Below are 21216 nucleotides of genomic sequence, written 5' to 3' on the forward strand. Positions count from 1 at the left end.
CGGGAATCTCCTTCCGACGAGAGGAACCTCGGTGTCCGCTGCGCCCGCCCACGCCGTCGATCCCGCCGAACTCGAACGTCTGCGCACCGAGGTGCGCGGCCGGGTGCTGCTGCCCGGCGACGCCGGGTACGACGAGGCGAGACTGCCGTGGAACCGCAGCGTCGACCAGCGGCCGGCCGCGGTCGTCGAACCGGCGGATGTCGCCGACGTCCAGACGGTGCTCCGCATCGCGCGCGCCGCGGGCGCTGGCGTCACGACCCAGCCCAACGGGCACGGCGCCGACGGCGCCCTCGAGGGGGTCGTCGTGATCCGCCCGGTCGCCTTCGACGAGCTCGTGGTCGACGAGCAGGCGCGCCTCGTCCGCATCGGCGCGGGCGTCAACTGGGGCCGGGTGCTGGCGGCCCTCGACGGCACGGGGCTCATCGCGCTCGCAGGCTCGAACCCCGAAGTGAACGCCGTCGCGCTGGCCATCGGCGGCGGCCACTCCATGTTCAGCCGCAAGTACGGGCTCACCGCACGCTCCATCATCGCCGTCGAGCTCGTCGACGCCGCCGGCGAGGTGCGCCACGTGACCGATGCCGACGACCCCGAGCTCATCTGGGCGCTCCGCGGAGGCGGTGGGCTCTTCGGGGTCGTCACAGCGATCGAGCTCGCGCTCTACCCCGGCGACCGCCTCTTCGGCGGCGGGCTGCTCTTCCCGATCGCGCACGCCGAGGCGGTGCTCGAAGCGGCGATCGAGCTCTCCCGCGACGAGCCAGAGCTGGGCCTCGACCTCGGGCTCATGCGCTTCCCCGACGCCCCGATGGTGCCGCCGCCGCTCCGCGGGCAGACGGTCGCCACGGTCAGTCTGGTGCACATCGGCGATGAGGCATCCGGGCGGCGGTTCGCCGAGCGGCTGCTCGCGGTCGCCGAGCCGATCGCCGACACGCTCGCCCCGTTCACCATCGGCGGCCTCGCGGCGGTGGCCGCGGAGCCGGTCGACCCGATGCCGGTGGCCGACTTCGGCTCGGCGCTCGACCTCACGGCCGAGGGTTTCCCGCGGGCGTTCGTCGAGGCGTTCCTCGCGGGTGCGGAGGCGGGCCTCGGCCGGGCGAGTGTGCGGGCGATGGGCGGCGCGATCGTCGAGGAGCTCGGCGCCGGGCAGTCGGCGGTGGGTGCGATCGGCGCCGCCGGTCTGCTGAGCTCCGGAGTCGTGCTGTTCGATCCGGCGATCGACGTCGAGGCGTCGCTCCGACCGCTCCGCGAACTCGCGGCGGCCTTCCCGGCCGAGGGGACGGTGCCGACCTTCCTCGGCGGCGGTTCCACCCTCGCCGACGCCTACGGGCCCGAGGTGCTCGAGCGTCTGGCCGCGGTGAAGCGCCGTGTCGACCCCGAGGGCGTCATCCGCAGCAACCGTCCGCTCGGCTGACGCCCGCCCTCGACCGCGGCGGAGCGGCGCCGACGGGCAGCGGCGCGGGCAGCGGCGCGGGCAGCGGCGCCGACGGGTGCAGCCGAGCGGAACCGGTCGGGCCCTGCCGGACATCCCACTGCATGGACGCGACGCGACTCGACCCCGCCAGCCCCGATCTGCCGCCGACCCAGCCGATCGACATCACCGCCTACCTGCCCGACCCGTACGACGAGCCCACCGACTGAGCCGGCTGAGCTGACCAAGCTGACCACGACGAAGCGCGGGGCGGGTGACCGAGTCACCCGCCCCGCGCCGTCGCTCGCGATCGGCGACGCTTCGGTCAGCCGCGCACGGTCAGCGTCACGGGCTTCGACGCCGTCTCGCCGTTCGCATTCGCGAACACCGCCACGAGCGTGTGCTCCCCGGGCGCCACGCCGGTGAGCTTCACGGTCGCCCGCTGCGCCGACGGCGTGGACGCCGTGAGCTCGCCCGAACCGACGAGCTGCCCGTCGAGCTCGAATCGGTAGCTCGTGGCGTTGGTGCCCCACCACAGGTTCGCCGTCGCGGTGAACGACCCGTCGCGGTCCCAGTCGTCGTGGCTCACCACCGGAGCGCCGGGTGCCGCCGCCGTGACCTTCACCGTCGTCGACGTGGTGGCGGTGACCCCCTTCGAGTTGATGAGCTCACCCGTGTACACGTAGGTGCCGTTCGGCTTGTCGGTAAAGCTCACCCCGGTGGTCTGCGACATCCCGGCGGTCGGCCCGAGCTGCTTCGTCGCGACGAGCGCGCCGTTCTCGTACAGCTTGAACGTGCTGCCGGGAGTGCCCCACCACAGGTTCATCATCACGTCGTAGGTGCCGTCGTGGAGACCGTACTCCCAGCCGCTCGTATTCGAGAGGGTGCCGACGCCGGGTGCGGCGGTCGCGCCGTCGTCCACGACGACGGGCTGGAGCCGGAGGGCGTTCTGCTCGACGTAGTGGTAGACGTTCAGGTACCCCTCGGCCCCGATGGGGTTCGCCGCATCGGCGTCGAGCCCGCTCCACACCGTCTTCCCGTCGACGCGCAGCACCAGCCGCGTGCCGCCGTCGACCACCGCGGTGCCGAACTCGAGCACATGCTCGGTGCCGGCGGTGATCGCCGTGTTCGGGATGACGTCGAGCATCGTCTGCTTGGGCTTCCAGCTCTGGAACTCGATCTGGTCCTCCTTGATCACGACGAGGTAGCCCCGGTTGCCGTTCACCCACGCGGCGTCGTTCGGACGGTCCGAGCGCACGGCGAACCCGTACCAGCCGCCGTCGAACGCGTCGACCGTCGCCCGGAACTTCAGCAGTCCGTCGCCGAACTTCTCCGCGTCGTAGCCATAGACGCCCTCGCCCGAGATGCGCAGCGTGCCCTCGTCGAAGTCGACGGCGTCGACGGCGGGCCAGTGCGCGGCGTCCGACAGCTGGTCGCCGAGTTCCACCACCGGATGCTCCGCCTCGGCGACCTCGATGGTCGAGGCATCCGAGATCGAGTCATCGGCCTGCGAGGTCGCGGTGACCGTCGCGGTGCCCGCGGCGAGCGCGGTCACCTTGCCGGACTCGTCGACGCTCGCCACCTCGGGCGCGCTGGATGTCCACGAGACGCGCGGGTTCGTGGCATCCGACGGCGTCACGGCCACCTCGAGCTGCCGACGCTCGCCGGGCTCGAGGGTCGCGTCGGCGGGCGACACGTCGATACCGGTCACGGGCGTGGCCACGATCGAGAACTTCACGTCGTCGAAGTCGAGCGTCGCGAACTTCTCGACGTAGAAGCCGACCTTGCCCTTCGCCGTGGCGGAGGGGCTCGGCCCGTCGATGACGAGCTCGCCGTCGACGAACACCCGGATGGAACTGCCCTGCACGATCATGCGCACGTCGTACGTCGTCGCGGGTGCGAACCGCTCGCCGACCGGCAGCGTGACCTCCTTCAGCACCTGCCACTGCGGACCGTAGATCGTCCACTTCGAACCCGTCGCCGAGTCGCGGTAGCGGACGAACCCGCCGGGCGTCGCGCCCGTGCGGTCGTACATGAGCATGATGGCGCCCTCCGGCACCTCGGCCGGCGTCGTGACCTGGTACTCGAGGACGTACTCGCCGAACTCGCGCGGCAGCTGCGAGTTCGCGCCGTTCTTGATGCGGTAGACGTGGTCGCCCTCCGCCGTCTCGACGACGCTCCGGTTCGGGTCGACCGGCCAGCCGTTCGATCCCGACTCGAAGTCGGTGAAGTGCATCACCCCGTCGCCGTCGGCGACGATGACGAGGGCCTGGTCGGAGATCGACGGGTCCGCGGTCGAGGTGACCGTGATGGTGGTCTCGCCGGGCGCGAGCGCCGTGATGAGGCCGGCACCGTCGATCGTGGCGACATCGGGCGCGCTCGACGTGTACGTCACGCCGCGGTCGGTGGCGTTCCACGGCACCGCCTCCGCCGCGAACGACGCGGTCTTGCCGAGGTCGACCGTGAACTGGTCGGCCGGCAGATGCAACGCGTCGAGCGCGATCGTGTCGGGGCTCATCGGCGCGCCGATCTTGCCCTGCGTGCCGATCTGGTCGAACGGGATCGCGGCGAAGCCGGGGATGCGGTCGAAGACCGCGGCACCCTCGGCCAGACGGAAGTCGCCCGCCTGCCAGTCCACGAAGCCCGGGTCCTCGTTCGCGACCCAGTTGTCGGCGTAGTTCATGAGGTTCTTCACGTCGCGGGCGCCGTGCTCGTTGACCTGCGGGCCACGGGCCATGGTCGGGTTCCACGTGACGTTCTTCTCGAACACGTTGTTCGCCGGGAAGTAGTGGTTCTCGTCGAAGAACCTCAGCAGCTCGGGGTACTTCTCCGCGTAGGGCGTGCCGACGAAGCCGTTGTTCTCCTCGAACAGCTCGATCCAGCCCGGCATGTACGACGTGTCGACGGTGTTGCCCGGCTGGTCGCCCATCCACATCTCGTAGTTGTCGTACGGCACGTGCGTGTCGACGAACACGTTGTTGCGCGCGGTGATGTAATCGCCCGACCCGCTCTTGATCGCGTCGTTGCCCATCCGGTAGAAGACGTTCTCCTCGATCGTCAGGCCCATCGTGAGGTTGTCGGGGTAGATGCCCTCGACGCCCAGCCGCCCGACGCCCGTGTCGTGGAAGTAGTTCTGCCTGATCACGGTGCCCCGCTGCTGCGGGGTGGAGCCGGCGTTCATGTAGATCGCGCCGAGGTCTTGGAACGTCTTGCAGATGTCGTAGATCTCGTTGCGCTCGATGAGGTGGTCGTTGCCGTGCACGATGATGCCGGGGTGCGGCGCGTCGTGGATCTCGTTCCCGCGGCCGATGTTGCCGACGCCGTCGAACATCACACCCGGGTTGTACGCCTTGTGGTAGTACGCGAAGTCGTGGATGTGCGAGTTCTCGACGCGGTTGCGTCCGGGCTCGAGCGTGGTCTTGTCGCCGCCCTGCAGTACGACCGGCACGCCGCCGATGTGCTCGAGGTGACTCGAGACCACCGCGTGGTCGCGGCCGCCGCGGTTCACCGGGATGCCGTCGTACGTGTAGCGGCCCGGCGAGTTGATGAGGACGCCGCCGTCGGCGAAGTTGCGGATGTCGCTGTGCGAGACGGTGACGTGGCTGCCGCCGAGGATGACGGCCGCGTTCGCGCGCCCGTACTCCATGACGAGCTCGTCGAAGGTCAGGTGGGATGCCCCGTCGGTGCGGAGCATCGGCTCGCTGAGCATCGTGACGGTCGCCTCGGCGGCGCCGCTCGCGAACGCCTGGTTCGGCACGAAGTAGAGCTTCCCGGCCTCGCGGTCGATGTAGTACTCGGCGGGGGCGTCGAGCTCTTCGAGCAGGTTCTCGGCGAAGTGGAAGTCCTCGAACCAGGTCTTCATGATGCCCGACATCTCGCCGTACCGGAGCGTGATGGTCTTCGCCTCGGGGTCGATGGACTCGATCTTGTTGTACGACCATTCCCAGCTGTAGCCGAAGATGCCGTCGAGCCAGACGTCGTCGGCCTCGGTCCAGTACTGCGGACGGTCGTAGGCGTAGCTGAACGTGCCGCCGCGGTTCTGCAGGTCTGGCGATTTGCGGTCGGGCCCGGGGTCGATGATCTCGTCCATCTGCACGGTGCCGGCGTTCGGCCACCTGGCGAGCGTCATCCCCTCGCCGCCGATGTACAGCTCCATCGGAGGCACGGTGCTGACGTCGTTGGCCTTCCAGTAGCCGTGCCGGCTGAGCTGGCCGTAGTCGGTGATGCCGGCGGCGGCGAGGTCGAAGCCGAGCACCTTGCCGCGCGCCGACTCGTCGACGATGCGGCCCAGGACGGCCTCGTCGGTGACGGGTTCGAAGCCGTCGCGGTCGAGGTCGAGCCCGCCCGAGAGGCGCGCGGTCTCGCCGGGGTACGAGCGGTAGGTGATCGGGGCCTCGGCCGTGCCGGAGTCCTGTTCGCCGAGCTCGAACGTGTGGGTGCGCAGATAGGTGCCCTCGCGGAGGTAGACCGTGACGCCGCCCGCGGGCAGGCCGTCGTCGGCCTTCAGCTCGCGGATGGCGTCGCGTGCCGCCTCGAGGGTCTGGAGCGGGGCATCCTCGGTGCCCGCGTTGGTGTCGTCACCGGTGGGCGCGACGTAGAGGGCGGCGCCCGCATCGGCCGCCTCCTCCTCGGCGGCCTGGGCGACGGCCGGCGCTCCGAGCGCCAGCATGGACGTGAGCACGAGTGCTGAGAGTGTTCGCTTCATTGCGAGCCGTTCCGGCCTTTCAGGAGTGACCGCGCGAGGCGGTGCTCGATCATCGTCGATCCGGCCGGATGCCACGCGCTCGGCGGTGCAGCGACCGGGAGTGGTTGGAACGATCGCGACGTTACACTAATCGATAATCGCTCACAAGCAATCGATAAAGCCCCCGCAATCGCTGGCACGGTCCCCCAGCTCGCAGTCGTAGGCTCGATGCACCGCATTCATTCCTGAGGAGCCCGCCTGCCATGAGCGATGCCACCGCACTCGACGTCTTCGATCGCCGCGAGTCCGAGGTGCGCGGCTACGTCCGCGCCTTCCCGACCGTCTTCGACCGGGCCACCGGCTCGACCCTGATCGACGCCGACGGCCGCGAGTACCTCGACTTCTTCGCGGGCGCGGGCGTGCTGAACTACGGCCACAACAACCCCATCTTCACCCGCGCCCTCGTCGACTACCTCGAGCGCGACGGCATCATCCACGGGCTCGACATGGCGACCTCGGCCAAGCGCGGCTTCATCGAGGCGTTCGAGCGGCTCGTCCTCGAGCCTCGCGGGCTCGACCATAAGCTCCAGTTCACCGGCCCCACCGGCGCGAACGCCGTCGAGGCGGCCCTGAAGGTCGCCCGCCAGGCGACCGGGCGCACCACCGTGGTCGCGTTCACGAACGCCTTCCACGGCCTGAGCCTCGGTGCGCTCGCAGCGACTGGCAACAGCCACTACCGCGGCGCCGCGGGCGTGTCGCTCGGCGACGTGGCTCGTCTGCCCTACGACGGCTACCTCGGCCCCGACGTCGACACGCTCGACCTGTTCGAGAAGATGCTCGACGACGCCGGCAGCGGCCTCGACCGGCCCGCGGCCGTCATCGTCGAGGCCGTGCAGGGCGAGGGCGGCATCAACGTCGCGAGCCCCGAGTGGCTGCAGCGCCTGCGTCGCCTCACCGAGGAGCGGGGCATCCTGCTGATCCTCGACGAGATCCAGGCGGGCGTCGGCCGCACGGGGACGTTCTTCGCGTTCGAGGCGGCGGGCATCGTGCCCGACCTCGTCACCGTCTCGAAGTCGATCTCGGGCTCGGGCCTGCCGATGTCGCTCGTGCTGCTGCGCCCAGAGGTCGACGTGTGGGAGCCCGGCGCGCACACCGGCACGTTCCGCGGCAACAACCTCGCGTTCGTCTCGGCGCGGGCCGCCCTCGAGACCTACTGGCAGGACACGGCGTTCACCGACGGCGTGCAGGCGAAGTCCGCGGTGCTCCGGGCCGAGCTCGAGGCCATCGCCGCCGAGCACCCCGAGCTCGGCTTCGTCGTGCGCGGCCGCGGCCTCATGATGGGGCTCGCCTGCGACGCCGATCGCGGGCTCGCCGGTCGCATCTCGAAGGCCGCCTTCGCGCGCGGCCTCGTCATCGAGACGTCGGGCGCCTTCGACGAGGTGCTGAAGTTCCTGCCCGCCCTCACCATCACCGAAGACGAGCTGCGTCGCGGCCTCGCCATCGTCCGCGAGTCGCTCCAGGCGGCGCTCACCGCCTGACCGGCGCTCCGCCGGGCCTGGCCCTCAGTCGCGGCCGGCGAGGCGGCGGAGCAGGCCGGCGAGCGCGGCCTGCTCCTCGGGGCTCAGACTCCGCAGCTCCTCGGCCTCCCGCGCGGCGAGGCTGCGCATGGCGTCGTCGACCCGGCTGGCCCCCTCATCGGTGATGCGCACGAGCACGCTGCGCCCGTCGCGCGGATTCGGCCGGCGCTCGACGAGCCCGCGCTTGGCGAGGTTGTCGAGCCGGTTCGTCATCGCGGCGCTGCCGATCATCGTGGCCGTCATCAGCTGGGCAGGGCTCAGCTCGTGCGGCGGCTCCTCGCGACGGAGAGCGGCGAGCACGTCGAACTCCCACGACGCGAGGCCGGCACCGCCGAACGCGGCCGACCGCAGCTTCGCCAGCCGGTTCGCCGCCCGGCGGAGCCGCGACATCACATCGAGCGGCGTGAGGTCGACGTCGGGCAGTCGGCGCGACCAGGCGTCGATCAGCAGATCGACCTCGTCGTCGCGGCGGTCGTGGGCGACCATCATCGCGCCCCGGTCGTCAGGAACTCGACGGCCGCCTGCCGGAACACCCGCGAACCGGGCGCGTTGAAGTGGTGGCGGCCCGGCAGTTCGAGGAACGTGCCGTTCGGCGTGACATCCGCCAGCGCTTTCGATCGCTCGAGGATGGCGTCCTCGCTGCCGGTGGCGAAGAGCACGGGCTGCTGCGGCGGGTGCGCCGGGTCGGGGTCGGCGTCGCCGAGCCGCATGCCCTCGGCGAGCGCGACGAGGGCGAGCAGATCGTTGCCGGCGACCCGTTCGGCGAGCGTGACGTAGTTCTGCGTGACCCGGTCTTCGACGGGTGTGCCGTGCTCGGCGTAGGCGCGCACCTGGTCGATCTGCAGGCGGGCGAGCGGGCGGCCGTCCGGGATGCCTCCGAGCACGGCCCGCTCGACCCGCGTCGGCGCCTGCACGGCCACCTGCCAGCCGACCCGCGCGCCGAGCGAGTAGCCGGCGTACACGACGGTGTCGAGCAGGTACGTGTCGAGGACGATCACGAGGTCCTGCACGAGGGCGTCCATCGTGTATTCGCCCCACTCGCGCGGCTTGTCGCTCGCGCCGTGTCCGAGCTGGTCGACGCCGAGCACTCGGAACCCGGCGCGGAGCAGGTCGCGGACCCAGCCGGTGTTCACCCAGTTGTCGCGCGTGCTCGAGGCGAAGCCGTGCACGCAGAGCACCGTCGGCGCATCGTCGGCGCCCCACGAGTAGGTCGCGATGCGCCGGCCCTCGGCCGACATCACGTACTGCGGCGACGGCATCTCGGTGAGCGCTGGGAGCGAGGCATCCATTCGGCCATTCTGCCGCGCGCGGGTCGACGCTCGCGCGAGGCCGGGGGTCAGCCCTGGAAGTCCTCGGGGTCGACGTCTTCGAGGAAGCGCTTGAACTCGGCGAGCTTCGCCTCGTCGAGCGCGGCCCCCTCGGCGACCTCGGCGTCGCTCGGCTCGTGCGGCTCGTGCGGTTCGAGGAGCTCGGCGGCGATGCCGGCCTCCTCGAGCACGTCGTCGTCGACGAGGATGGGGGCCCCGGCGCGCACCGCGAGCGCGACCGCGTCGGAGGGTCGCGCGTCGATCATCTGGCGTCCGGTCGGGGTGCGGAGCGTGAGCTCGGCGTAGAACGTGCCCTCGTCGATTCGGGTCACCTCGGCCTGCTCGAGCGTCGCGCCGACGGCACCGAACAGCGTGGTGATGAGGTCGTGCGACAACGGCCGCGGTGCCTGCTCGCCCTGGATGGCGATGAGGATCGAGGTCGCCTCCTGCGCGCCGATCCAGATCGGGAGGATCCGCCCCTCGCCCTCCTCCTCGAGGATCGGCTTCAGCAGCACGACGTGCTGCCGGGCGGCGTCGAGCGCGACGCCGAGCACGCGGACCTGCACCATGGGGACTCCCGTCGGCCGAGCGGGTATGCAGCCATCGTACGTCCGCAGCGCGCGAGACGGCCGGCGAGGCGCCGGGCGGGCGATGTCGGGGCATCCGGGCGCGACGTCCGCGGCGGGGGCTAGCGTGAAGGCATGGCTGCGCGGATGTCCCCTGACCAGCGCCTCGTGCTCTCGATCGCGGTGCTCGCCTCCTTCGTCTCGTTCCTCGACAGCACCGTCGTCACGGTGGCGCTGCCGGCGATCATGGACGAGCTCGGCGGCGGGCTCGCGACCCAGCAGTGGGTCGTCGACGCGTACCTCATCACGCTCGGCTCGCTCATCCTCGTGGCCGGCTCGGTGAGCGACGTCTACGGGCGCCTGCTGGTGCTGCGCATCGGCCTCATCGGCTTCGGCATCGCGTCGATCGCGATCGCGGCGGCGCCGACGTCGGAGTTCCTCATCGTGGCCCGCGGGGTGCAGGGCATCGCCGGCGCCCTGCTGGTGCCGAGTTCGCTCGCCCTCATCACCTCGAACTTCCGCGACGAGGCGCAGGCGCGGGCGATCGGCATCTGGACGGCGCTCACGACGGCGGCGATGATCGCGGGCCCCGTCGTCGGCGGATTGTTCGTCGACCTGGCCTCATGGCGGTTCGCGTTCCTCATCAACGTGCTGCCGATCGCGGTCACGCTGTGGCTGTCGGCGCGGCTCGTGAAGGTCGGGCACCGTGATCTCCGCGAGCCGGGCGGCCGCATCGACTGGCTGGGCGCCGCGCTCTGCACGGTCGGCCTCGGCGGCGCGGTGTTCGCGCTCATCGAGCAGCCGAACCTCGGCTGGTCGTCCCCGCTCATCTGGGTGCCGCTCACGGTCGGGCTGCTCTCGTTCGCGGGGTTCCTCGTGCGTCAGCGCTTCGCCGCGCAGCCGATGATGCCGCTGTCGCTGTTCCGGGTGCGCAACTTCTGGAGCGGCAACATCGCGACGCTGTTCATCTACGGCGCGCTGTCGCTGAACGGGTTCGTGCTCGGGGTCTACCTGCAGCAGGGGGCGGGTCTCCCCGCGACGCTCGCGGGGCTCGCGACCCTGCCGACGACCGTCATCATGATCCTGCTGAGCTCGAAGGTCGGCTCGTGGTCGGGCAAGCTCGGGCCGCGCCTGTTCATGACGGCGGGGCCGTTGATCATGGCCGCCGGGGCGTTGCTGCTGCTCACCGTCTCGAGCGATTTCTCGTACTGGTGGCAGGTGCTGCCGAGCGTGCTCGTGTTCGGCTTCGGCCTGACGCTCACGGTCACCCCGCTCACGTCGGCGATCCTCGGCTCGATCGAGCCCGAGCGGTCGGGCATCGCGTCAGCCGTGAACAACGCGGTCTCCCGCGTCGCGGGCCTGCTGGTCATCGCCATGCTCGCGGCGATCGTCGGCGGGCAGCTCGACCTCGACGGCTTCCACCGGGCGGCCGTCGTCACCGCGGCGCTCATGGCCGCGGGCGGCATCGTGTCGTGGATCTGGATCCGGAAGCCGGAAGAGCAGCCCGGCAGCGCGGCCGCGCTCGAGGCCGAGAGCGGCGAGGCTCCGGCGCGGGCGGACTGAGCCGGCCGGCCCGAGCACCGGCTGTGCGCCGGCCGACGGCACGCCGGCCGACGCCGCGACGCCCGCACACCCGGCTACGAGCCGGCGCGCCCGATGCTCAGCCAGCCGCCCTCGCCCGGTCCAACTCCGGCCGCCCCGCCGCGCTTCAGCGCCTCGACCTGCCGGTCGATCTCCGCCTGCGCCGAGACCGCCGCGAGCTGGCGCTCGATGTCGGCGTCGGGGGTCGCGGTGAGGTCGGTGAGCGCGCCGCTCGCGAGCAGTTCGTCCGTCGCGGCGGCACGGGCCTGCATCTGCGCGACCCGGTCGCGCGCCCGGTCGAGGCTCGAACCGACGTCCTGGATCGAGGAGCTGAGACCCGAGACCGCCTCGTTCGCGCGCACCTGCGCCTCGGACGCGGTGTAGGTGGCCTTGATCGTCTCCTTCTCGATGCGGAACGCCGCGACCTGGTCGGTGAGCCGCCGTTCCCGTTCCTGCAGCTGCGCGGTCTGCTGCTCGAGCGCGGTGTACTGCTGCTGCAGCTTCCCGACCTGGCCCTCGAGCATCGCGCGTCGTTCGAGGGCGGCGCGGGCGAGGTCCTCACGGCCCTGCGCGAGCGCTTCCGCGGCCTGGGCGCCGAGCCGCTGGTACCGGCCGCCCATCTCCTCACCCTGGAGTTCGATTCGCTTCCTGGCCGTCGCGACCTCGGCGACGGCCTGACGCACCTGCTGGAGGAGCTTCACCTGCTGGTCGTAGCTGTCGTCGAGGGTCTCGCGCGGATCCTCGATGCGGTCGAGCGCCTTGCGCGTCTTGCTGCGGAAGATGGTCCGCACGCGTGCGGCGTTGCTGTCGGCGTTGCTCATGGTCGGTTCCCCTCATCTCGAACGGTGGATGCGGCCCGCTGCCGCCCGGTCTCACCGACGCGACCGTCGCGCCGGTTCAGTTCCTGAAGCTCCTGGATGCCCGCGCGGAGTGCCGCGACCTCGCGCTCGACGTCGGATCCGAGCGCGGTGAGCGCGTCGTCGGTCGTGCCGGTGAGGCCCGCCGACACCGCAGCGCGCACGCGTCGCACGAGCTGCTCGACCTGCTCCACACGTCCTCGTGCGGCGGGCAGCTCGTCGGCGAGCACACGCGCGTCGGTCTCGCTCTCCATGAGGCGCAGCTGCAGGTCGAGCACGGATGCCTCGTCGCCGACACGGCGGAACAGCCTGGGCAGCTCACCTCGAGGCCCGGGGCTTCCGGCCGCGACCTCCACAGCGGCCCGGCCGCTCCGGACGGCGTCGTCGAGCCGGACGCGGAGCGCGAGCACCGTGCGCTGCGGGCCTCGGGCGACGCGGGCTCGGGCGCGGAGCGCCGCTCCCCCGACGGCGCGGCTCCGGCGGATCCGTCGCACGACGGAGCGCAGGACGAGCACGAACGCCACGGTCACGCCGAGCGAGAGGAGCACGATCACCCCGAGCACGGTCAGCACGAACTCGATGCCGGTCACGCACACCACCCCCTGCCCCGTCGATGGCTCGACGGCGAGCTTCCCACGAAACGCGATATAACGCGTCTGCTGAGGATACCCCGGATTCGCCGGAGGTGGTCGGGTCGGAGGAGATTCGCAGGTGGGACGCAGGCTCAGCGTCTCGGCGTCCACCCGTACGGCAGGGGGCCGTCGATCGCGGCGCGTTCGGCATCGATCGCCGCGGACCATCCCTGTGCAGCATCCGCGCCATCGAAGCCGCCACGCGCGACCCGGAACCCGACGTCCTCGTGATGCATCCGCGGTGCGCCACCGCGACGCGTCGAGGCGCGCACGCTCCACGCGTCGTCGGCGAACCCGCCTCCGCGGAAGACGCGATACCCGTCGTACCGCGCGGGATCGAGCAGGTCCCAGCACCACTCCCACACGTTGCCGAGCGTGTCGAAGAGCCCGTTGAGATTCGGATGCTTCCCGCCCACGTCCTGCGGCGTGGTCACACCGTCGGCCGCCGTCCACGCGACCTCGGCGAGCGGACCGTAGTGCGGACCGGTCGATCCCGCGCGACACGCGAACTCCCACTCCGCTTCGGTCGGGAGCCGGTACCCGCCGGCGTCGACGTGCCACGTGACCTCTTCGCCGTCGAACGTGTACGCGGGGTCCAGTCCCTCCCACTCCGATGCGGCGTTGCAGAAGCGGATGGCGCGCAGCCAGCTCACCTCGGTCGCCGGGCGGCGAGGGTGCGCCGCGGTCTCACCGAGCAGACCGCCGAGCTGCTCCTCGGTGACGGGGTACACGCCGATCTCGAACGGTTCGAGGTCCACACTCCAGCGCACCTGCCGGCGCGCGTCGTGCAGCGCGACGGTGCCGCCCTCGATGCGGGCGAGTTCGAGGTCGGTCATCGGGGCAGTCTCGCACGGCCGGAGCATCCGCTCGCTCGGCTACCGCCGTTCGCCGGACGCGCTCGACGCCACCCGCGCGCTGAACTCGTCGATCATGTCGCGCATGCGTGCGGCGGCCGCGTCGGGATCCTCCGCCTCCCACACGGCTGCGACGCGCTGCTCGAACTCGTGGACCTCGGCGCGAAGCGCCTCCTCGCTGCGGCGCCGGGCGTCGCGCGTCGCGGTGCGGACCACGCTCACCGCCGTGTCGATGATCCGCCGCTCGAGCAGCACGACCACGCCGACGAGCAGGAGCGTGGTGCCGATGCCGCCCAGCACCCCGCCCAGGTAGCCGAGCCGGTCGGCTGGCGCGGTGAACGTCCAGCCGATGGAGATCGCGGCGAGCCCGAGCGCGATGCACGCGGCGAACCAGCCCCACCGGATGCGGACCGGCGCGGGCGGGGACGCGGACGTCGCCGGCGGCATCGGAGTGCCGGTCGGCGCGGGCGCGACGGCGGGCTCGCGCTGCGGGTCGGAGATCACCCGACCAGCTTCGTCGCGACGGGTCCGAACCGTCAACGGCGCCGACGCCCGCCTCCCCCGTGACACGCCCCGCCCTCGTCGAGCCCACGCCGCTCGGAGAGTATGGTCTGCTGCCAAGGGGAAGGGGGCACCTCATGAACGATCCGTCCTGGACGCAGGTCGTCAAGGCCGTCGAGCCGGAACAGCCCGAGCTGAAGCGGGCGCTCGGCCCGGGACTGCTGCTGCTGTTCATCGTGGGAGACATCCTCGGCACCGGCATCTATGCGCTGACCGGTCAGGTTGCGGCGGAGGTCGGCGGGGCCGCATGGGTGCCGTTCCTGCTCGCGTTCGCGGTGGCGACGGTGACGGCGTTCTCCTATCTGGAGCTCGTCACCAAGTATCCCCAGGCGGCCGGCGCCGCCCTGTACACGCACAAGGCGTTCGGCGTGCATTTCTTCACCTTCCTCGTGTGCTTCATCGTGATGACCTCCGGCATCACGTCCGCGTCGACGGCGTCGCGCGCGTTCGCGGCGAACCTGGCGGTCGCGTTCCCGGTTCCGGATGACACGCTGACGACGATGCTCATCGCGCTGGCATTCATCGCGCTCATCATGCTGGTGAACCTCCGCGGCGTGACCGAGAGCATCTGGCTGAACGTGGTCCTCACCCTCGTCGAGCTGTCGGGGCTGCTCATCGTCATCTTCATCGGCATGTGGGCGATCGCGGGCGGCAACGCCGACTGGTCGCGGGTCGTGGCGTTCGAGACCCCCGAGGACAAGGGCATCCTGCTCGCCGTCAGCACCGCCACCTCGCTCGCGTTCTTCGCGATGGTCGGCTTCGAGGACTCCGTCAACATGGCGGAGGAGACGAAGGACCCCAGTCGGATCTTCCCGAAGATCCTGCTCAGCGGGCTCGCCATCACGGCGGTGGTGTACGTCCTGGTGTCGATCACGGTCGTCGCGCTGGTGCCGATCGGCGACCTGGTCGGCAGCGAGACGCCCCTCGTGACCGCGGTCCAGGCCGCTGCCCCCGGCTTCCCGATCGCCGATCTGGTGCCGTTCATCTCGATGTTCGCGGTCGCGAACACGGCACTCATCAACATGATGATGGCGAGCCGGCTGCTCTACGGCATGAGCCGGCAGCAGGTGCTGCCGCCGTTCCTCGCGAAGGTCGCCCCGAGGCGGCGCACGCCGTGGGCCGCGATCCTCTTCACGAGCGTTCTCGCCGCCGGCCTGATCGTGTACGTGTCGCTCGACGCGGAAGGGTCGATCGTGGCGCTGCTCGGCGGCACGACGTCGCTGCTGCTGCTCACCGTGTTCGCGGTCGTGAACGTGGCCGTGCTCGTGCTGCGTCGGCAGCCCGTCGATCACCGTCACTTCCGGACGCCGGTGGTGCTCCCCGTGATCGGGGCGATCACCTGCCTCTTCCTGGTGTTCCCGTGGACGTCAGGACGGCCATCCGGGCAGTACGGCATCGCACTCGGGCTGCTCGGCGTCGGCGTCGTGCTCTGGATGATCGAACGGATCTACACGGCGATGGCGCGACGGCGGGAAGCCGGCCAGCGGTCAGGGTGATCCTCAGGGTGATTTCTCCAGCGCGCTCGGCGCGCGTGTGATGGACTCCCGGTGCTGGAGTATCCAGTCCCCCGAGGTTCGCGACCGGTCACGGCCCACGAACCGGTGGGGTGCGTCGCCCCCTGAGCCGCGCTCCGGCGCCGAGCGAGTCGATCGCTCGGCGCCGGCGGCCGGTGGCGGCGCCGGGTGGCAGCCCGACCGTGGTGCGGGAGTGTTCGGGGCTCCGGCACCGCCCCGGTGGGTGCCGGGAGGGGCCGGCACCCACCATCACCGCGCCGCGGCCGACGGCCGCGCCGAAGGCCGACGGCCTACGGCCGCGCCGAGATCGACAGCTCGAGGGCGGCGAACGACACCGCGCCGGACGGCGTCGTCCACGCCCGCGTCTGCCGCTCGCGCAGCAGCGTGGTCTCGAACTGCGGACCGGTCTCGAGGCTGGTGCCGCTGCCGGCTCCGTCCGCCGATCGGGCGACGGCGCGGGCGAGGTCGCGGAGCGAGTACTCGCCGCCGGCTCCCGACATGGAGTCCCACACGTCGGCGACCGGCGCCACGGTCGCGCCGTCCGCGGCCAGCGGCACGGAGCCCGGCGCCTCGGACGCCCGTCCGGAGCGGAGGTTCAGCGAGTCCCCGGCGGTCGCGTACGTCCAGCGCACGCCGTCCACGCCGTCCACGCCGTCGGCTCCGCCGCGCGCTGCACGGAGGTCGAGGAGCGACACGCCCTGCTCGCCCACGACCCGTCCCTGCATGCTGCGCCGGTCGAGCACGAGCGCCGTGGTCTCGTCGACGCCGAGGACCCGGTCGTGGCCGGTCGCGAGGGCCAGCGCGACGGCTCGGCCCTGCCGGCCCCATGTCGTGAAGTGGCTGTCGAGCAGCGTCCCGTCGACGAACCCGAAGCCGCCCGACGGCAGGTAGCCGAGCGCGGATGCGTCGTCGAGGTAACCCGCGGTGGCGCCGTCGCGCCAGGCTTCGTACGACTCTCCTCCCGTGACCATGTCGGCCCCCTGCAGAATTGTGAGGCCGGCGCTGACGCCGGCGACGACACCGCGTGCGGCGACGTCGCGGATGGCGGCGAGCGCGGCCGTGTCGGTGCAGGAGGTGAAGGCCTCGAGTTCGGCGGGCGCGCAGTCCTGGAGGGTGCGGACGTAGCGCATCTGGTCGCCGCCGCCGAAGAACACGGCGGTGCCGGCCCGGATCTCCGCCGCGACGTCGGCGTCGTCGGCGCGGCCGGGCGTGTAGGGGTCGCTCTCGTAGTCGACGGCGGTGTCGACGGGGACGGCGTAGGTCTCCGCGCCGAAGCGCTCGAACAGCGCCGAGTAGTAGAGCCCGTTGGCGGCGGCGTTGTTCAGCGAGTCGTCCGCGGCCTCCTCCGCGGTCTCGGCGGGAGCTGCCGCGGCGGTGACGATGGCGATGCGCGCTCGCGCCGGGCCCTCGCCGTCGGGGTCGGCCGCATCGACGATCGCACGGAGGATGTCCGCGTTCTCGGAGAGGTTGCCGCCGATGAGGACGGCGGTCGGCCGGATCGGGGCTGAGTGGCCGGCGGCGGACGCGGGGGCGGCGGTGACACCGGTCAGCAGGAGGCCGGCTGCGACGGCGACGGCGACGAACGCAGCGGGGACGGGAGGTCGGGACACGAGGTCTCCTTCACGAAATGAATGTTTCAAATCTGGTGAAAACACCCAGACTCTAACCGGTGTTACAGCCGAGGGGAAGAGGAGCCACGGGCGCATGCCGGCACGCCGAACGCCCGAGCCGAACGACCCGCCCCGGCGCGGCTCGGCTCTGCTCAGTTCGGCTCGGCTCGGCTCAGTTCAGTAGAGACCGAGCTGCGACGCCGAGCGCTCGATGCGGCGCATCCGCTCGGTCGCGCGGTCGCCGAGGCGCTCGAGGCATCCCGCGATCACGGCCTCGACGAGCGCGAGCGCCGGGGTCATGGCATCGAACGGCGACGCCGAGGTCGTCTCCGACTGCACCACGACGTCCGCCTCCGACGCGATCGGCGACAGCCACGCATCGGTGAACAGCACCACCGGCACGCGCTGCGCGCGCACGTGCTCGACGAGCGACCGCGTCGACTCCTCGTAGCGGCGGTAGTCGAAGACGACGAGCGCGTCTGCTCGGCCGAGGCCGGCGACCACCGCGGCCCGCGTGCTCGGGTCGTCGGGCAGCATCGCCACCCGCGGTCGCAGCTGCAGCAGATGCTGGGCGAGGAACCTCGCGAGCAGTCCGCTGTAGCGTCCGCCGGCCAGCCACACCGACCCCTTGGCGTCCGCGAGCAGTTCGACGCAGGCGTCGAAGTCGTGCGGGGCGAGGCGCCGGAACGTGGCATCCACCGTCTGCACCGTGGTCGCCGCCGCCCGCTCGAGCACGCCGCCCTCGGGGCTCTGCTGCTGCTCCCCCGCGGCCTCCCGCGCACGGTCGTAGATCGACAGCGGCGAGGCCGACCGCTGGTCGAGGTCGTCGCGCAGGGCCTGCTGGAACTCGGGGAAGCCGCTGTACCCGAGCCGGTTGGCGAACCGCACGACCGTCGGGCCGCTGACGCCCGCCCGTGCCGCGAGCTTCGCCACGGTCTCGAAGCCGGCCGACGGGTAGGAGGCGAGGAGGACCCGCCCGACCTTGCGCTCGGCGGGGGTGCAGTCGCCGAGGCCGCGGCGGATCGCCTCCGCCACCGATGCCGGCTGCGCGCTCGCTGCGGTCATCCCACTCCCCTCGTGTCCTTCACGGTAGCGGCAATCGCCCGGCTCATCGGCAGCACTCGGCGATCACGCCGGCGAGCAGCGCCACCCGCTCCGGGACGCTCGCCAGGTCGAGCCACTCGTCCACGCCGTGATCGCCGCCGCCCACCGGGCCGAGGCCGTCGAGCGTCGGCACCCCGGTCGCGGCGACGAAGTTGGCGTCGGATGCCCCGCCCGTGCGGGCGATCTCGAACGCCAGCCCGAGCTCCTTCCCCACACGGCGGGCCACCGCGGCGAGCGCGTCGGTCGCCGCGGGCTCCAGCGGCGGGCACACGTCGAGCCGCTCGATCGAGACGGCCGCACCTGTGACGACGGGTCGCGCCGCCCGGTCGTCGAACGCGTCGAACGCCGCGAGCAGGTCGTCCGTGCGTTCGGCGCGGACCTCGACCTGGAGCTCCGCGCCGTCGGGGACGATGTTCGGCCGCGATCCCGACCGCACCCGGCCCACGTTCACGGTCAGTCCGGGGCGTGTCGCGCTCAGCCCCTGGAACTCGAGGACCAGATGCGCGGCCTCGACGGCCGCGTTGACCCCGCGCTCGGGCTCGACGCCGGAGTGCGCCGCGCGGCCGCGCACCGTCACCCGCAGGTCCGCCACCCCCTTCCTGGCGCCGACGAGATCACCGTTCTCGCGCGCGCATTCGAGGCAGAGCGCGACATCCGACTCGCTCGCGAGCGCGGCGAGGATGTCCCGGCTCGCGGGCGACCCGACCTCCTCGTCGGGGGTGAAGGCGAGCACGAGCTCGCCGTAGCCGTCCCACCCGGTCTCGGCGAGCACCCTCGCCGCGGTCAGGCCGGCGACGAGACCGCCCTTGTCGTCGCACACGCCGGGACCGTACGCCCGGTCGCCGGACACCCGGTACGGGCGCTCGGCGGCGACGCCGTCGGCGAAGACCGTGTCGAGGTGCGCGAACAGCAGCACCCTCGCCGACCCGGTTCCGCGTCTGCGGCCGACGACGACGTCGGCGAACCGCGCCCCGGCCGTCTCGGGCGTCGGGATCCGCTCGACCAGGAAGCCGTCGGCGGTCAGCCGGTCGGCCGCCCACGCGGCCATCCGGCCGACGCCGTCGGGGCTCCAGGAGCCGGAATCGATGGACACCGCCGCCTCGAGGTCTCGCCGGAACGCCGCGTCGAGGCGTCTCGCCGCCGCCAGCAGGTCGGCGCCGGCCGGGCGGGCGGGCGTGACGGCACCGCCCGGCATCGGACCCGCCATCTCAGAGCACCTTCGACAGGAACGACTGCGTGCGCGCCTCGCGCGGGTTGCCGAGCACCTCGGCCGGCGTGCCCTGTTCGACGACCACGCCGCCGTCCATGAAGACGGCGGTGTCGCCGACCTCGCGCGCGAAGCCGATCTCGTGCGTGACCACGACCATCGTCATCCCGGATGCCGCGAGCCCGCGCATCACGTCGAGCACGTCGCCGACCAGCTCGGGGTCGAGCGCCGAGGTCGGCTCGTCGAAGAGCATCACCTCCGGGTCCATGGCGAGGGCCCGCGCGATCGCGATGCGCTGCTGCTGGCCTCCCGACAGGGCACTCGGGTAGGCGCCGGCCTTCTCAGCCAGCCCGACCCGTTCGAGCAGCTCGAGGGCTCGCTCGCGCGCCGCGGCCTTCGACTGACCGAGCACCTGCGTGGGCGCCTCGATCACGTTCTCGAGGGCCGTCATGTGCGGGAAGAGGTTGAAGCGCTGGAACACCATGCCGACGCGCCGTCGCTGCCGTGCGACCTCCGCCTCGCGGAGCTCGTGCAGCCGGCCGCTGCGTTCGGCGTAGCCCACCGTCTGCCCGGCGACGCGGATCACCCCGGCGTCGATCTTCTCGAGATGGTTGATGCACCGGAGGAACGTCGACTTGCCGGAGCCGCTCGGCCCGAGAAGGCATGCCACCTGGCCGCGCTGCACCGAAAGGCTGATGCCCTTCAAGACCTCGAGCGAGCCGAAGCGCTTGTGCACGTCGGCGGCCTCGATCATCGGGACGGCGGCCGGCGCCGAGGCGGCACCGACGGTGTGGAGCGTGCCGGTCATGCGGTGGCGCCCTTCCAGGTGTCGAACACGCGCGACACGAGCGACTGACGCCCGCCCGTCACGCCGCGGCCGTAGCGCCGCTCGAGCCAGTTCTGCGGCACGGTGAGGATGCTCGTGAGCGCGAGGTACCAGATGGCCGCGACGACGAGCAGCGGGATGATCTTGAAGTTCTGCGCGTACGCGGCCTGCAGGTTGGACATGAGGTCCTGCCCGGCGACGACCGACACGAGCGCGGTCGTCTTCAGCATGGTGATGACCTCGTTGCCCATCGGCGGGATGATCACCCGCATCGCCTGCGGCAGCACGATCCGGCGCAGGGTCTTGCCCGGCGACATGCCCAGGGAGTGCGCCGCCTCGGTCTGCCCGTGGTCGACCGAGAGCAGGCCGCCGCGGACGATCTCCGACGCGTAGGCCATCTCGTTCAGTCCGAGCGCGAGCAGCGCCGCGACGGTCGCCGGGATGAGGTCGGCCGTGTCGACCGACCAGAACTCGATGCTCGTGAACGGTACGCCGATCACCAGCTTCGGGATGAACGCCCCGATGAAGCCCCAGAAGATCAGCTGCAGCAGCACCGGCGTGCCGCGGAACACCCACACGAACAGGCCGCTGACGACCCGCAGCACGGGGTTCTTCGACAGCCGCATGACGGCGACGATCACCCCGCCGACGAGCCCGAACGCCATCGCGGCGACCGTCAGGTAGAGGGTGACGCCCACGCCTCGGAGGGTGAGGGGCGCGAAGAGGTACTCGCCGACGGTCGGCCAGTCGATGTTGGGGTTCTGGGCGAAGCCGACGATGAAGAGGGCGGTGACGAGCCCGACGAGGACGGCCGCCACCCACCGGCCGGGATGCCGCAGTGGGACGGCTTGGATGGGGCCGGCGCCGGCGGCGCCCGCGGATCGCTCCGCGGGCGCCCCGGCCACCGGCTGCTGCGTTGCAGTCATGAGGG

17 protein-coding genes are annotated in these 21216 nt (G+C 71.8%); 4 read left to right on the forward strand and 13 right to left on the reverse strand.

Annotated features, from left to right (window positions below):
- Window positions 1-31 precede the first annotated feature (31 nt).
- A complete protein-coding gene (locus ABIQ69_RS13845; protein WP_350347710.1) occupies window positions 32-1408 on the forward strand; it encodes an FAD-binding oxidoreductase in 1377 nt (458 codons plus the stop codon).
- Between the two features lie 322 nt (window positions 1409-1730).
- Here the strand turns inward: ABIQ69_RS13845 and ABIQ69_RS13850 are convergent, their stop codons facing one another.
- A complete protein-coding gene (locus ABIQ69_RS13850) occupies window positions 1731-6110 on the reverse strand; it encodes an Ig-like domain-containing protein (protein ID WP_350347711.1) in 4380 nt (1459 codons plus the stop codon).
- A 242-nt stretch (window positions 6111-6352) separates the two neighbouring features.
- Between ABIQ69_RS13850 and ectB the strand changes: the two genes are divergently transcribed.
- Window positions 6353-7627 (forward strand): diaminobutyrate--2-oxoglutarate transaminase, encoded by a 1275-nt coding sequence (ectB, locus tag ABIQ69_RS13855; RefSeq protein WP_350347712.1) that lies wholly within the window; start codon window positions 6353-6355, stop codon window positions 7625-7627.
- A 24-nt stretch (window positions 7628-7651) separates the two neighbouring features.
- On the opposite strand, the gene ABIQ69_RS13860 is transcribed toward ectB, so the two are convergent.
- The 3 genes from ABIQ69_RS13860 to ABIQ69_RS13870 are packed head-to-tail and all read right to left on the reverse strand — an operon-like array spanning window position 7652 to window position 9542.
- Entirely contained in the window at window positions 7652-8155 is a 504-nt protein-coding gene (locus ABIQ69_RS13860) for a MarR family transcriptional regulator (RefSeq protein WP_350347713.1), read from the reverse strand.
- Window positions 8152-8955, reverse strand: a complete 804-nt coding sequence (locus tag ABIQ69_RS13865) for an alpha/beta hydrolase (protein WP_350347714.1) — start codon at window positions 8953-8955, stop codon at window positions 8152-8154. Before ABIQ69_RS13865 ends, ABIQ69_RS13860 begins: the two co-directional genes overlap by 4 nt.
- A gap of 47 nt (window positions 8956-9002) precedes the next feature.
- Window positions 9003-9542, reverse strand: a complete 540-nt coding sequence (locus ABIQ69_RS13870; RefSeq protein WP_350347715.1) for a bifunctional nuclease family protein — start codon at window positions 9540-9542, stop codon at window positions 9003-9005.
- Between the two features lie 144 nt (window positions 9543-9686).
- On the opposite strand from ABIQ69_RS13870, the gene ABIQ69_RS13875 reads away from it, so the two are divergent.
- Entirely contained in the window at window positions 9687-11102 is a 1416-nt protein-coding gene (locus tag ABIQ69_RS13875; protein WP_350347716.1) for an MFS transporter, read from the forward strand.
- Window positions 11103-11176: 74 nt separating this feature from the next.
- Here ABIQ69_RS13875 and ABIQ69_RS13880 read toward each other — a convergent pair whose 3' ends face one another.
- From ABIQ69_RS13880 to ABIQ69_RS13895, 4 genes are all read right to left on the reverse strand, one after another.
- On the reverse strand, window positions 11177-11941 hold the full coding sequence (locus ABIQ69_RS13880; RefSeq protein WP_350347717.1) for a PspA/IM30 family protein: 765 nt from the start codon (window positions 11939-11941) through the stop codon (window positions 11177-11179).
- On the reverse strand, window positions 11938-12567 hold the full coding sequence (locus tag ABIQ69_RS13885; protein WP_350347718.1) for a hypothetical protein: 630 nt from the start codon (window positions 12565-12567) through the stop codon (window positions 11938-11940). Before ABIQ69_RS13885 ends, ABIQ69_RS13880 begins: the two co-directional genes overlap by 4 nt.
- Window positions 12568-12701: 134 nt before the next feature.
- Window positions 12702-13445 (reverse strand): SUMF1/EgtB/PvdO family nonheme iron enzyme, encoded by a 744-nt coding sequence (locus ABIQ69_RS13890; RefSeq protein WP_350347719.1) that lies wholly within the window; start codon window positions 13443-13445, stop codon window positions 12702-12704.
- 39 nt (window positions 13446-13484) lie between these two features.
- Window positions 13485-13967, reverse strand: coding sequence for a hypothetical protein (locus ABIQ69_RS13895; RefSeq protein WP_350347720.1), 483 nt, complete (start codon window positions 13965-13967; stop codon window positions 13485-13487).
- A 134-nt stretch (window positions 13968-14101) separates the two neighbouring features.
- On the opposite strand from ABIQ69_RS13895, the gene ABIQ69_RS13900 reads away from it, so the two are divergent.
- Window positions 14102-15520 (forward strand): APC family permease, encoded by a 1419-nt coding sequence (locus tag ABIQ69_RS13900; protein WP_350347721.1) that lies wholly within the window; start codon window positions 14102-14104, stop codon window positions 15518-15520.
- A gap of 308 nt (window positions 15521-15828) precedes the next feature.
- Here the strand turns inward: ABIQ69_RS13900 and ABIQ69_RS13905 are convergent, their stop codons facing one another.
- The 5 genes from ABIQ69_RS13905 to ABIQ69_RS13925 form a co-directional block, all read right to left on the reverse strand.
- On the reverse strand, window positions 15829-17148 hold the full coding sequence (locus tag ABIQ69_RS13905; protein ID WP_350347722.1) for a hypothetical protein: 1320 nt from the start codon (window positions 17146-17148) through the stop codon (window positions 15829-15831).
- A 177-nt stretch (window positions 17149-17325) separates the two neighbouring features.
- Window positions 17326-18213: a MurR/RpiR family transcriptional regulator gene (locus ABIQ69_RS13910; protein ID WP_350347723.1), complete on the reverse strand. Its 888-nt coding sequence runs from the start codon at window positions 18211-18213 to the stop codon at window positions 17326-17328.
- Between the two features lie 43 nt (window positions 18214-18256).
- Window positions 18257-19459 carry a M20 family metallopeptidase gene (locus ABIQ69_RS13915; protein ID WP_350347724.1) on the reverse strand — a complete coding sequence of 401 codons (1203 nt, stop codon included), beginning with the start codon at window positions 19457-19459 and terminating at the stop codon, window positions 18257-18259.
- A 1-nt stretch (window position 19460) separates the two neighbouring features.
- Window positions 19461-20267 carry an amino acid ABC transporter ATP-binding protein gene (locus ABIQ69_RS13920; protein WP_350347725.1) on the reverse strand — a complete coding sequence of 269 codons (807 nt, stop codon included), beginning with the start codon at window positions 20265-20267 and terminating at the stop codon, window positions 19461-19463.
- The gene (locus ABIQ69_RS13925; RefSeq protein WP_350347726.1) at window positions 20264-21211 is read right to left on the reverse strand and encodes an amino acid ABC transporter permease; all 948 of its coding nucleotides are present in this window, start codon (window positions 21209-21211) and stop codon (window positions 20264-20266) included. The genes ABIQ69_RS13920 and ABIQ69_RS13925 overlap by 4 nt, the downstream gene beginning before the upstream one ends.
- Window positions 21212-21216 lie beyond the last annotated feature (5 nt).

It is taken from the genome of Agromyces sp. G08B096 (assembly GCF_040267705.1).
Lineage (GTDB): Bacteria > Actinomycetota > Actinomycetes > Actinomycetales > Microbacteriaceae > Agromyces.